This window comes from Yoonia sp. JB2-21 (genome assembly GCF_055693545.1).
Window position 1 is genome coordinate 3,354,976 of record NZ_JBVFUC010000001.1, and the last position, 12,163, is coordinate 3,367,138.

The 12,163-nt window shown below is 55.4% G+C and carries 12 protein-coding genes and 1 pseudogene; 5 read left to right on the plus strand and 8 right to left on the minus strand.

What is annotated here, in order from left to right:
- Positions 1-61: 61 nt before the first annotated feature.
- From mmsB to ACZ1G5_RS16930, 3 genes are read right to left on the minus strand one after another with little or no spacing between them, the layout of a single operon-like run.
- A complete protein-coding gene (gene mmsB, locus ACZ1G5_RS16920) occupies positions 62-928 on the minus strand; it encodes a 3-hydroxyisobutyrate dehydrogenase (protein ID WP_472733956.1) in 867 nt (288 codons plus the stop codon).
- Positions 925-1,968, minus strand: a complete 1,044-nt coding sequence (locus ACZ1G5_RS16925) for an enoyl-CoA hydratase/isomerase family protein (protein ID WP_472733957.1) — start codon at positions 1,966-1,968, stop codon at positions 925-927. The genes mmsB and ACZ1G5_RS16925 overlap by 4 nt, the downstream gene beginning before the upstream one ends.
- The gene (locus ACZ1G5_RS16930) at positions 1,965-3,101 is read right to left on the minus strand and encodes an acyl-CoA dehydrogenase family protein (protein WP_472733958.1); all 1,137 of its coding nucleotides are present in this window, start codon (positions 3,099-3,101) and stop codon (positions 1,965-1,967) included. Before ACZ1G5_RS16930 ends, ACZ1G5_RS16925 begins: the two co-directional genes overlap by 4 nt.
- Before the next feature lie 106 nt (positions 3,102-3,207).
- On the opposite strand from ACZ1G5_RS16930, the gene ACZ1G5_RS16935 reads away from it, so the two are divergent.
- Complete coding sequence (locus ACZ1G5_RS16935) at positions 3,208-4,167, plus strand: glycosyltransferase family A protein (RefSeq protein WP_472733959.1); 960 nt, start codon at positions 3,208-3,210, stop codon at positions 4,165-4,167.
- A gap of 19 nt (positions 4,168-4,186) precedes the next feature.
- Here ACZ1G5_RS16935 and ACZ1G5_RS16940 read toward each other — a convergent pair whose 3' ends face one another.
- Positions 4,187-5,686 carry a CoA-acylating methylmalonate-semialdehyde dehydrogenase gene (locus ACZ1G5_RS16940; protein WP_472733960.1) on the minus strand — a complete coding sequence of 500 codons (1,500 nt, stop codon included), beginning with the start codon at positions 5,684-5,686 and terminating at the stop codon, positions 4,187-4,189.
- 98 nt (positions 5,687-5,784) lie between these two features.
- Between ACZ1G5_RS16940 and ACZ1G5_RS16945 the strand changes: the two genes are divergently transcribed.
- From ACZ1G5_RS16945 to ACZ1G5_RS16960, 4 genes and pseudogenes are all read left to right on the plus strand, one after another.
- Positions 5,785-6,687, plus strand: coding sequence for a LysR family transcriptional regulator (locus ACZ1G5_RS16945; protein ID WP_472733961.1), 903 nt, complete (start codon positions 5,785-5,787; stop codon positions 6,685-6,687).
- Between the two features lie 38 nt (positions 6,688-6,725).
- Complete coding sequence (locus ACZ1G5_RS16950; protein ID WP_472733962.1) at positions 6,726-7,160, plus strand: CBS domain-containing protein; 435 nt, start codon at positions 6,726-6,728, stop codon at positions 7,158-7,160.
- A gap of 67 nt (positions 7,161-7,227) precedes the next feature.
- Positions 7,228-7,721, plus strand: a pseudogene (gene coaD / locus ACZ1G5_RS16955) (pantetheine-phosphate adenylyltransferase).
- An 11-nt stretch (positions 7,722-7,732) separates the two neighbouring features.
- On the plus strand, positions 7,733-8,485 hold the full coding sequence (locus tag ACZ1G5_RS16960) for an alpha/beta hydrolase (protein ID WP_472733963.1): 753 nt from the start codon (positions 7,733-7,735) through the stop codon (positions 8,483-8,485).
- Between the two features lie 54 nt (positions 8,486-8,539).
- On the opposite strand, the gene ACZ1G5_RS16965 is transcribed toward ACZ1G5_RS16960, so the two are convergent.
- The 4 genes from ACZ1G5_RS16965 to ACZ1G5_RS16980 all read right to left on the minus strand — a co-directional run bounded on the left by ACZ1G5_RS16965 (position 8,540) and on the right by ACZ1G5_RS16980 (position 12,125).
- On the minus strand, positions 8,540-8,698 hold the full coding sequence (locus ACZ1G5_RS16965) for a hypothetical protein (RefSeq protein ID WP_472733964.1): 159 nt from the start codon (positions 8,696-8,698) through the stop codon (positions 8,540-8,542).
- A 139-nt stretch (positions 8,699-8,837) separates the two neighbouring features.
- On the minus strand, positions 8,838-10,775 hold the full coding sequence (locus ACZ1G5_RS16970; RefSeq protein WP_472733965.1) for an acyltransferase family protein: 1,938 nt from the start codon (positions 10,773-10,775) through the stop codon (positions 8,838-8,840).
- A gap of 131 nt (positions 10,776-10,906) precedes the next feature.
- Positions 10,907-11,908 carry a type I glyceraldehyde-3-phosphate dehydrogenase gene (gene gap / locus ACZ1G5_RS16975; RefSeq protein WP_472733966.1) on the minus strand — a complete coding sequence of 334 codons (1,002 nt, stop codon included), beginning with the start codon at positions 11,906-11,908 and terminating at the stop codon, positions 10,907-10,909.
- 73 nt (positions 11,909-11,981) lie between these two features.
- Entirely contained in the window at positions 11,982-12,125 is a 144-nt protein-coding gene (locus ACZ1G5_RS16980) for a hypothetical protein (protein ID WP_472733967.1), read from the minus strand.
- Between the last annotated feature and the right edge of the window lie 38 nt (positions 12,126-12,163).

Here is a 12,163-nt window from a genome sequence, read left to right on the forward strand (position 1 = left end):
GCCCAAAAATTCTAGAATTTTGCGGGTGCCTCCCTTGGTCCGTTTGCCCGGACCAAGAAAGTCAGGGGCGTTTGCGTTTTTCGAACCTTGGCAGCATGGCTGAAAAGTCCTTACCTTCGCCGTCTTCGTCCTCCACAAATTGTGCATAGAGGTCGCGGGCGGCGCGGCCCATGGGTGTGTCCGCATCCACCGCAGCGGCGGCCATTTGCGACAGGTTGAGGTCTTTGAGCATCAACTCGGCTGCAAACCCCGGCTGATAGTCATTGTCGGCGGGGCTTTGCGGGCCAACGCCCGGGGCCGGGCAGTAGGCGTTCATCGACCAAGAATAACCTGATGAGGTGCTGACCACATCGAACATGGACTGCCGGTCCAGCCCCAGTTTGTCCGCGAGCACGAAGGCTTCGCTTGTCGCGATCATTGTGGCCCCGAGGATCATATTATTGCAGATTTTTGCAGCCTGACCGTTTCCGGCATCACCGCAATACACCGCCTTTTGCCCCATGATGTCGAGCAGGGGACCGACGGTCGCAAACGCCTCTGCCGGTCCACCGGCCATGAAAGTCAGTGTCCCATTTGTTGCCCCGCCAATGCCGCCTGACACCGGGGCGTCGATAGCCTGTAGTCCGGCGGACGCAGCTTGGGCGGCGACCACGCGCGCGCTTTCGACGTCAACGGTGGAGCAATCCATGTGGATGCTTCCTGTCGCCATGACAGCATGTATGTCCGCCGCGACACGGCGTAGAATTTCACCGTTGGGCAACATGGTGATGACGACGTCAGCATCTGTCGCAGCCTCTGCTGCACTATTTGCAAGCGTGAGGCCGGCAGGCTGAGCGACGGTGTCAAACCCAACGACCTGATGGGTTTTTGCAAGGTTGGCGGCCATCGGTCCGCCCATGTTCCCCAAGCCAATAAAACCGATTTTCATGATGCTGCCTTCCATTCCAATGCGTTGTCGCCCAAGTCATCGGTCATTTTTGCGATGTCTTCTGCGGAGACGTCCTTCCAATTCGCGTGTTGCCATTTCGGGGCACGGTCCCGGTCGATGATCGCCGCGCGAATGCCTTCAATAAAGTCGCCCTGAGCGACACAACGGTAGGTATAGCGAAACTCATGATCGAGGGCAGTTTCAATCCGGGGGTCTTTCCGGGCCTGTCTGATGACCTGCATGGCAACAGCCATTGCCAGTGGCGCGTTCCTGTCAATCAACTTGCGGACATGAGACGTTGCCGCGCTCTGCCAATCTGACACTGTGCGATAGATATCTGAGAGTGTTTGCCCGCCAAAACAATTGTCGATGTCTGCTTGCCACCCGTTGAGGCGCGCAATGGGCTGGGGTTCGCGCGCTTCTACGATGGTGTCCGTCGTGCCAGTCTCAATCAGGGCCGTCTTGAGGTCGTCCCATTTGTCTTGCGTGATGAAGTGATCCGCGAAGCCAGCGTAGATCGCATCCCCCGCATCCATGCGGTCCCCGCTCAGGCCAAGGAACTCACCGCAATGGCCGGGCGCGTTGGCAAGAAGGAGTGAGCCGCCAACATCGGGTATCAGACCGATGCTGCATTCCGGCATCGCGATTTGGCTGTTCTCGCACACGATACGGTGGGTTGCATGGCATCCCACACCGACCCCGCCGCCCATCGTAAAGCCTTGCAGGAAAGTAACTATGGGTTTTTCATAGTTGTGGATCTTTGCGTTCAGCCGATATTCATCCCGCCAGAAACGCCGTCCATAGTCGTAGTCGGACCGCTGCCCGGCGGCGTACATCTCAGCGATGTCGCCTCCTGAGCAGAAGGCTCTGTCGCCAGCGCCATCAATGATGATGAGGTCTACATCAGGATCGGCGCCCCACCCATCGAGCGCCGTCTCAATCGAGAGGCACATATCCCACGTCAGCGCATTAAGCGCTTGGGGACGGTTCAGCGTGATATGTCCGGCCCGGCCAGATTTGCGAATGATGATTTCGCTCATTTGATAAGGTCGCGCGCCGTGATCAGTCGCATGATTTCGTTAGTGCCCTCAAGGATTTGGTGAACGCGCAAATCACGGAGAATCTTTTCGACCCCATAGTCGGCCAGATATCCGTAACCACCATGCAGTTGCAGGCACTGATCTGCGACGTCGCTGCCAGCTTCGGTGCAAAGCTTCTTGGCCATTGCACAGAATTTGGTTGCATCACTTGCCCCTGTGTCGAGTTTCCATGCGGCTTGGCGCAAGAACGTGCGCGCGGACTGCAATGCGATTTCCATGTCAGCCAGCCTGAACTGGAGTCCTTGAAACTGGTCGATGGAGGTCCCGAACGCTTTGCGTTCGGACATATATATCAGCGTCTGGTCGAGGGCGGTTTGTGCTGCACCCAAAGAGCAAGCAGCGATGTTCAGGCGCCCACCGTCCAGACCAGCCATTGCGTATTTGAACCCCTTGCCCTCTTCGCCAAGCAGGTTCTCGGCCGGGGCCGGGCAGTTGTCCATTTGGACCTGCCGAGTGGGTTGCGACTTCCACCCCATTTTGTCTTCGAGACCGCCAAATGAAAGCCCCGACGCGCCATCTTCGACTAAAATCGCGCTGATCCCCTTGGGGCCGTCATCACTGGTACGCGCCATCACGATATAAGCATCGGAATATCCGCCCCCAGAGATGAATGCCTTGGTTCCTGTGAGTTGATATCCCTCGTTTGTCAGCGTTGCCTTTGTCCGAAGAGCCGCCGCATCTGATCCAGATCCCGGTTCAGTCAAACAATATGACAGAATTGTTTCCATCGTCATTACTTTTGGTAAGACGCGGGATTTTAGCGCGTCTGATCCGTAGGCGTCGATCATTTTGGCGCACATGTTATGGATTGACAAAAAGGCGGCAACAGACGCGCATGATTGGGACAACGCCTCAAACACCAGCGTTCCCTCAAGCCGTGATAAACCGGAACCACCACTCTCTTCTGATACGTAAAGACCGCCAAAACCCAACTCTGCCAATTTCGGCCAAAGATCCTTGGGAATGCTCCCATCGCTTTCCCAGGTGCGTGCATGGGGCGCTATGTGCTCTTGCCCAAAGCTCTGGGCCATTTCAAAAATTGCGGTCTGCTCTTCGCTTAGTCCAAAGTCCATTTTTCCTCACATCGTTTGAAAGTCTGCTTGTCCTGCGTGTCGATTTAATCATTCTTGTTTGCGGATAGTTACCCACCAGTCAGCCCATCGCAGGAGAAGCAATCTGATGACGACGCAACATGTGCGTATCGGTCTTGGGATCATCACTCATCAAAGGCCAGCCGGCCTTGCGCGTTTGATCCAAAGCTTTGCCAAATTGCGTGTCCCTGAGGGCGTTGAATGTGTGATCCTCATTGCAGAGAATGACGACGCGTCGACCCTTGACGCAATGATTGATGGGTGGCGCACCACGGTCCCCTTTGAGATTAGATACACGCTTGAAAGCGGGCGTGGCATCCCGCTGGCGCGCAACTGCGTGTTGGACATGGCCATTGCCGATGGGTGCGATTTTCTGACGTTTGTCGATGATGATCAGATTGTTCATCATGAATGGCTGCTGATGCTTTATGCCAGCATGTCGTTGCGAGGGCTCGATTTGTGTGGTGGCCCGCGCACCTATCTGGCCGATCCGGATGTGCCGCTGACGCGCGAAAATGAACTGGTTCTGCAACATCATATGACGATAATGAGTCGCGTGCATGGTGCGCGTGCGATGAAGACGATGACGGACCGCGAGGCCACCATAAGTGTCTATACCAACAACTGGATGCTGCGGCTTGCCCGTCAAAGAGAGTTGGGCGTGCGTTTTGATGAGAGTTACCGATTTACAGGTGGGTCGGACACCAAATTTTGGATGGATTTCCAGAGCGCTGGCGGCATCACTGGCTATGCCAGCGACGCGCGCACATATGAGATGTGGCCGCCGGACCGGTTGACGTTTTCCTATCTGTTTAGTCGGTCGCGCGATCAGTACGCGACCAGTCTGATGCGGTCTGGGCATGCACCCTCACAAATCAATGCGCTTTGGCGTTTGACGCGTAGTACACTTAAGGCGTCAATATTGCTGCTGCGCGCTCCGTTTAATGGCCGTAAGACTGTGCCGCTTGCGATGCGGATACTGGGCCGTGGTTTTGGTGTCTGGCGCGCAGCACGCGGTCAGAAAAGTAGCCTTTACCATCCAGACTAAGTGTGCTGCGGCCTTTGTGTTATTCCATCAGCGGGATGGAGAATTCGCCGCCTTCCTTAATCCCAGATGGCCAGCGTGATGTAATCGTCTTGGTCCGTGTGTAGAATTTGAACGCATCGGGGCCATGCTGGTTCAAGTCGCCAAACATGGATTTCTTCCAACCCCCAAATGTGTGGTAGGCCAGAGGAACGGGGATTGGGACGTTGATGCCGACCATCCCGATATTGATCCGTGAGGCGAAGTCGCGGGCCGTGTCGCCATCGCGGGTGAAGATCGCAGTGCCGTTGCCGTATTCGTGGTCCATCGCGAGGCCGATCGCTTCTTCATAGGACTGCGCGCGCATCGTGGACAGAACGGGGCCAAAGATTTCGGTTTTGTAGATGTCCATATCCTTGGTGACGTTGTCGAACAAATGCGCCCCGACAAAAAAACCATCTTCATAGCCCTGCAAGCTGAAATCCCGTCCGTCAACAACCAGCTTAGCGCCTTGATCGATACCGGATTGCACCAAACGACCGATATTTTCTTTGGCAGCAGCCGTCACCACCGGGCCATAGTCCACGTCATTGCCGGACGTGTAGGGCCCGACCTTCAGCGCCTCAACTTTTGGTACCAGTTTGTCGAGCAAACGATCTGCGGTGTCGTCGCCAACGGCAACCGCGACAGAGATGGCCATGCAGCGTTCACCAGCAGCACCGTAACCGGCCCCGACAAGTGCGTCGGCGGCTTGCTCCATATCGGCGTCGGGCATGATGATCATGTGGTTCTTTGCCCCGCCAAAGCACTGCACCCGCTTACCCTGCGCGCAGCCGGTGCCGTAGATATATTCGGCAATTGGCGTGGATCCAACGAAGCCAACGGATTGGATTGTGTCGTCATAAAGTATTGCATCAACCGCTTCCTTGTCGCCGTTGACTACCTGCAAGATGCCCTTTGGTAGCCCCGCCTCTTCCATGAGTTCGGCAAGCATCAAAGGCACGGAGGGATCGCGCTCTGATGGTTTGAGGATAAAAGCGTTGCCGCAGACGATGGCGGGGGCGAACATCCACATCGGGATCATCGCCGGGAAATTGAAGGGCGTAATGCCGGCGGTAACACCCAAGGCCTGTTTCATCGAATACATATCAATTCCGGGGCCCGCGCTGTCTGTGAATTCGCCCTTCAGCAATTGCGGCGCGCCGATGCAGTATTCCACAACTTCCAGACCGCGAATTACATCGCCTTTTGCGTCGGGCAGGGTTTTGCCATGTTCGCGGCTAAGAGCCTCGGCGAGTTTGTCCATGTCGCGGTTCAAAAGGCCGACAAAGGCCATCATGACCCGGGCACGACGTTGGGGGTTCACTGCGGCCCATGCGGGTTGGGCTTGTGCGGCGATGGCCACAGCTTTGGTCATTTCTTCGCCATTCGCCAGCGGAACCTTGGCCTGAACCTCGCCTGTTGCTGGGTTGAAGACGTCGGCAAAGCGGCCAGACGTGCCTTTGACGTGTTCGCCACCGATGTAGTGGGTCAGCTCTTGCATGGGATCCTCCGTTGCATGTTGTTTGCAGTATAGGCTTGCATTTTTGGCCGTAAAAGACAGATTATCTCAAAATCATTTTGCAAAAATATTGGTATTGAATGGATAATTGGGACGACATGCGCGTGTTTCTTGCCGTGGCGCGGGCTGAGGGTTTGTCAGGAGCAGCACCTGTTTTGAAAATGGATCCATCGACATTGGGGCGTCGGATTACAAGATTGGAGCGCAGTCTGGGCGCTGCGCTTTTTGTCAAATCACCGCAAGGTTATGCCCTGACCGATCTTGGTGAACGCATGCGGGATCGTGCGGCAGAGGCGGAAGTGTTGCTGAAGCGGGCGCGCGACGAAGGGCAGGGTGGGTCGGCGGCTTTGACGGGGCAGATCAGGATTGGTGCCCCCGACGGTGCCGCGAATTTTCTGTTGCCGCAGGTCTGTGCCGCAATCCAAAAGGACAACCCTGATCTGGAGGTGCAAATTCTAGCCTTGCCCCGCGTCGTCAATTTATCCCGGCGCGAAGCTGATATGGCCATCGCTGTCAGCAGGCCGGCAGCGGGACGTTTGAGTGTACAAAAAATAACGGACTACCATCTGCATCTTGCCATGCGCGCCGATGCGCCGCCACTGCATCAATTGACCGATCTGAAGGATCGTCAGATCGTTGGCTACATTCCTGACATGATCTTTGACAAAGAACTGGATTATCTGGGCGAGATCGGCGCATCAGGGGCGCGAATGGCATCGAACTCAGTTGCTGTTCAGTTGCAGATGATCCGGCAATCGGGCGTTGGTATCGTGCATGACTTCGCCCTTCCGTTTGCACCAGAACTGCAGATCGTCTTGACCGATCAGGTTGCCCTCACAAGATCATTCTACCTTGTCCGGCATACCTCTGACCGTCGCTCTGATCGGCTGTCACGCTTTGCAGATGCGCTGAAGCGAGGCATGCACGAGGAGGTCGCACGGCTTGAAGACACGGCAAGGTTGACAGAACGCCCTTCCATTTGAGACGCTAAAGACCCGGAGCAACACCAAGGAGCCCGCATATGCTTGTAGCCCAAATGCTGAAATCAAAGGCGACCGAGGGGGTGATTTCTGTCACGCCGACATCGACGGTGACGGATGCCGCCAAGCTATTGTCGCAACATCGTATTGGTACTGTGGTGGTTTCGGCGGATGGTGAAGCTTTGGACGGGATCCTGTCCGAACGCGATATTGTAGGTGAGCTGGGCAAGCGTGGACCCGCCTGCCTGAGCGATCCGGTGAGCGCCTTAATGACGTCAAAACTGATTACATGCAGTCCGTCCAATAACGCGTTGGAAGTATTGGAAATTATGACTGATGGTCGTTTCCGCCATTTGCCTGTGATGCAAGACGGCAAAATGCTGGGTCTGATTTCGATTGGTGATGCGGTGAAGGGCCGATTGGCCCAGCTGGCGATGGAAAAGGAGTCCCTTGAGGGGATGATCATGGGCCACTGAGCCGCGACTTGCTTTTTGATCTGCAATACTGTTGCTTGGCAAACACTTAAGACAAGACGAGGATGCCATGCGCGTAGGACTTTATCCCGGTACATTTGACCCGGTCACGCATGGCCATCTTGATATTATTGGGCGCGCCTGTTCGTTGGTTGACCGGCTGGTGATCGGTGTGGCGATCAATCGCGACAAGGGGCCGATGTTCACGCTCGAAGAACGCGTGGCGATGATAGAGGCAGAAGCGGGGCCACTGGGTATTGCCAAAGGCTGTGTGATTGATGTGCATCCCTTTGAGAACTTGCTGATTGATTGCGCGCGCGATGTTGGCGCGTCGATGATTATCCGCGGTCTGCGCGCGGTTGCGGATTTTGAGTATGAATATCAAATGGTTGGCATGAACCGTGTATTGGACAATTCGATTGAGACAGTCTTTCTGATGGCGGAGGCTGAGCATCAGGCGATTGCGTCCAAGCTGGTTAAGGAAATTGCGCGTCTGGGGGGGATGTGTCAAAATTTGTCACGCCGGCCGTCAATTCGGCCCTGAAAGAACGGTTTGGCGGTTGAATTGGGTCTGGATGCTGGCTGGAACCTACCTTCTTTATGCAACGATCATGGTGTTGGCGCATCCGCAGTTCTTGTATCCCTTTGGGCCTGATGAATTTGATAATCCCGACTACAGTCAGACGTTCGTATCCGACCGTAACGTCGCTATCGCGATTGCCGACGGCCCGGATGATCTGGCTGTGCTCTATTTCATGGGCAATGGGGGTGCGCTGAGCTACTTCAGTTTTTCCTTGGACGCGCATCAATCAGCAGGCCGCACCATAGCTGCCATGCAGTATCGCGGAGGTGGCGGCATTCCGGGAAAGCCGTCTGAGGTGGGGCTGAAAGCTGATGCGCTTGCCGCATATGACTGGCTTGCGGAGCGTCATGATGGGCCGATCGCCGTTCACGGGTTTTCGATGGGGACGGGTCTGGCCATTCACGTCGCTGCTGCGCGTCCGGTTGCGGCCATCATACTGGATGCACCCTATGTGAAAATGTGCGAGTTGATGACGAGAGCATCCTGGCTGCCTGCCTGTTATCTGCCCGGTGTCCAAAAGTGGAACTCTGCCGCAGAGGTGGACGCGCTTGGCGCGCCCGTTCTGATCCAGCATGGTGCCGCCGACCAATTGATCCCGATCAGGAATGGACAACGCATGTCAGACCGGATGAAGGCGGCTGGGCTGTCCGTGACATTTCATCGTGTTGAAGATGGCACACACAATAACCTTGCAGGCCAAGAGGGCTATGCCGGGCGGATTGATGCGTTCTTGGACGGTCTTTAGAAACAACGAAGCCGCCCCCGAAGGCGCGGCCGGTTTTCTTTCTACCTCAGTGGCTTAGCCGTAGATCGCCTTTGCTGCGACTTTGCTTGCGTCTTCGCGGAACATACCCAAGTCAATGGCTGTTTCAACGGGCATTGTTGCGAGCTCATGCTTGAGGCGGCTATAGGCCACGCGTTTCTGGACGGCGGTGCGAACTGTGTTCAATACGGTCATTTGCGTGCTCCTTTTAAGTCATCGCGTTTGCTTCGTACTCCACATCTAGCAATGCCGCAGCGCAGAACAACTGACAGTTGGGGCTAGCGGCTATGCAGAATACGCATGGCAATCTTCATAATTTGCTCAAGATTGTGACTTAGTTGCCGAAGGTTTTTTGAAGCTCTGGGTCGCTGGCAATGATGGTCTGCGTTGCTTCAACCGCGCCTTCAACGGACCAATGCGCGTGATCGACGATGAACAACTTATCATCCTTTGTCAGTGTCGGACATATCGGGTCACACAGCGCCTGTAAGCTTGATACGTAGTGGATAGCCGTGTCTGCAAAGTGGGTCTTTAGCCGGGCATCAAGTTGGAAATCAGCGCTGAAAGAGGCCTCGTCGTAGTAGGTGCGGACATCGTTCAGGTCATTGCTGCCCGCAATGGCCACATCAATGGTTGGTTCAAAGCCGGGTCTTGGCCCCCAAAAAATGAAGGGTATCTCCTGTACTTGGTACTGGCGTAAATTATCGGCCAAAAGGCGGATAAGCGTGGGGTTCGGGCGTTCGATGCCTCCTGCGACGGTCGACACCAGGGACCCGCCGCTTTGTGAGTAAACGATTGCATCTATGTTCTTGGCGTTCTCAACGATCCATGCCTGCCAGAACCGCATGAACGGCGCGCAGAATGACGTGCCATCCAGTGGCTTTGTCATGTTGCAGCCGTTCCCAGTCAACTGCACAATGTTGCGGTCAGGGTGGGCTGCATTCAACCCCATGAAAAGGTCGGCGGCATGGCTGTCGCCCAGCACCACGATGAGGTTGTCGGTTGCGTTTGGTAGGCAGTCGGCGAAGCCCTCAAAATACACACCCTGCGAATTTGTGGTCGCGTTGCAGGTGAATTCTCCTGTTGCTTGGGTGCGGGCGTCGATTGCTGTGTCCAGCTGTTCTAACAATGCGCGGATTTCAGGGGCGTAGCGACTTGGGACGCCCCGTTGGGTGTGAATTTGCCAGCTTGTCAGACCGATCATTAAGGCGCAGACGAGGCTGCCCCAGGCAAGCGCGTTTGGCGTCACCACAAACGCATCAGCGCGCTTGCGTCGGAAGGGGCTCTCAATGGCGTGATACATCAGTGCGCCTGCACCCAATGTTAGTGCCACAAGTCCAAGGATTTGCCCCGATGTCTTGGCCTGACCAAAAAGAAAGATATAATATACAATCAACGGCCAATGCAGCAAATACACAGAATAGCTGATCTTTCCAATATAGCGGATTGGGGGCAGGGCCAGCGCACGGTTCATCACAGCCGTTGGCCCTGCGTAAATCATCAAAGCGGTGGCAAAGGCGGGGATTGCGCTGTTGATGCCCGGAAATGGGTCCGTTTCATGCAAGTTGCCCGCGACGTAAAGTATGATGAGCAGTCCGCCCAAGGATGCAGCGTTCGCGGCGGCAGCATTGCGTGCTTCCCAGTTGGTCACGGCAAGGATCGCGCCCGCAGCGAAAGCGAAGATGCGAAAGGGAGTCAGATAGAAAGAAGCTGACGCGGAGGATGACAGCAAAGCTTGGCCCGCCGCTAGGCTGATTGCACTGCCGATCAAAATCGCAACTAGGACGCCGCGCTCGGAAAGCAGTCGCCACGCGATCAGCAAGGTTGCAGGCCATATCAGGTAGAACTGTTCTTCAACCGCAAGCGACCATGTATGCAGCAAGGGTTTATAAGCGGCCGCTGTATCAAAGTAACCTGTTTGCTGCCAAAATAGGACATTACTCACAGAAAGAAGCGTCGCAAGAGCCGCTTGCGCCGTTGTTTGGTACAGCGCTGGCGGCAAGATGAACCAACCGGCGGCAAGTGTCAGGGCCACAGTCACCAAGAGCGCCGGGCCCAGCCGGCGCAGTCGCCGCATATAGAATTGGCCAAATGAAAACCGCTCTTGCGCCAATTCTTTGCTGATCAGTTTAGTGATCAAAAAACCACTGATAACGAAGAACACATCCACGCCAACAAAACCGCCGGGGACGCTGGACAGTCTAACATGAAAGAACACGATTAGAATAACGGCGACAGCGCGTAGCCCATCAATATCATCTCTATATTGCACGCGTTTTGCCCTAGTGGTTCTCTGGTGGATCTGGCGTAGCACCCGCCACAATCTGCGACAAGGAAACTTGCAAACTGCACACAAAAAAGCCGGCCGAGTGAGGCCGGCCTTTAACCCGATCGTGCGGGGCTTTAGATCAGCTTACCCATTGCCACTGCAGTGTCGCTCATGCGGTTCGAGAAGCCCCATTCGTTGTCGTACCATGTCAGGATCCGCACCATGTTGCCGTCCAGCACTTTGGTTTGGTCAAGATGGAAGATCGAGGAATGCGGATCATGGTTGAAATCCGAACTGACCATTGGCAGGTCGGTGTAGGCCAACACGCCTTTCAGTGGGCCGTCAGCTGCTGCGACGATGGCACTGTTGACCTCTTCCACAGTTGTAGGGCGCGCGGCCTCAAATGTCAGATCGACAACGGACACATTCGGCGTTGGGACGCGGATCGCGACGCCGTCCAACTTGCCGTTCAGTTCTGGCAGAACCAGGCCGACCGCCTTCGCAGCACCCGTGGATGTCGGGATCATCGACAAAGCCGCGGCGCGCGCGCGGTAGAGGTCTTTGTGCATCGTATCAAGCGTGGGTTGGTCGCCTGTGTAGCTGTGAATTGTCGTCATAAAGCCTTTGGTGATGCCAACGGCGTCATTGAGGACCTTGGCAACAGGGGACAGGCAGTTCGTTGTGCAAGACGCGTTTGAGACGACAATATCGTCGCTGGTCAGCACATTGTCATTCACACCAAAGACAATCGTCTTGTCCGCATCCTTGCCCGGTGCCGAGATCAGCACCCGGCTGGAGCCATTATCAAGATGCGCTTGGCAGGCTTCTTTGCTGGTAAAAATGCCGGTACATTCTAAAACCACGTCAACGTCAGACCAAGGAAGTTCAGCAGGATTACGGATCGCTGTGACCTGCATCGGGCCACAGCCCACGTCGATGGTTGTTTCGGTCGTTGTGACAGTCGCCGGGAAACGACCATGGACGCTGTCGAAACGTAGCAGGTGTGCGTTTGTCTCAACCGGGCCAAGATCGTTGATTGCGACAACCTCAATATCCGTGCGACCGCTTTCGATGATGGCACGCAATACGTTGCGGCCAATACGGCCAAATCCGTTGATAGCTACTTTGACGGCCATGGTATTCTCCTCAGGGGCAGTGTTGGCGCTAACATTGCGATTTACGCGAAAAGGTCAACCGTTGATCATCGGTTTACCGCCAGAATGCCATCCATTCGATGAACGCAGTGGCCTTGCGCAGCAGAAAGATCGTGTTCTCCCAATCGTATTGAAAGCGATCAAAGGCCAATAGCCCGATGATGAGGAGAAACAGGATGATGGCAAGGCGATTTGTCATGCCAAATGCCTACCGCGCGTGCTCTAGAATGGCAAAGC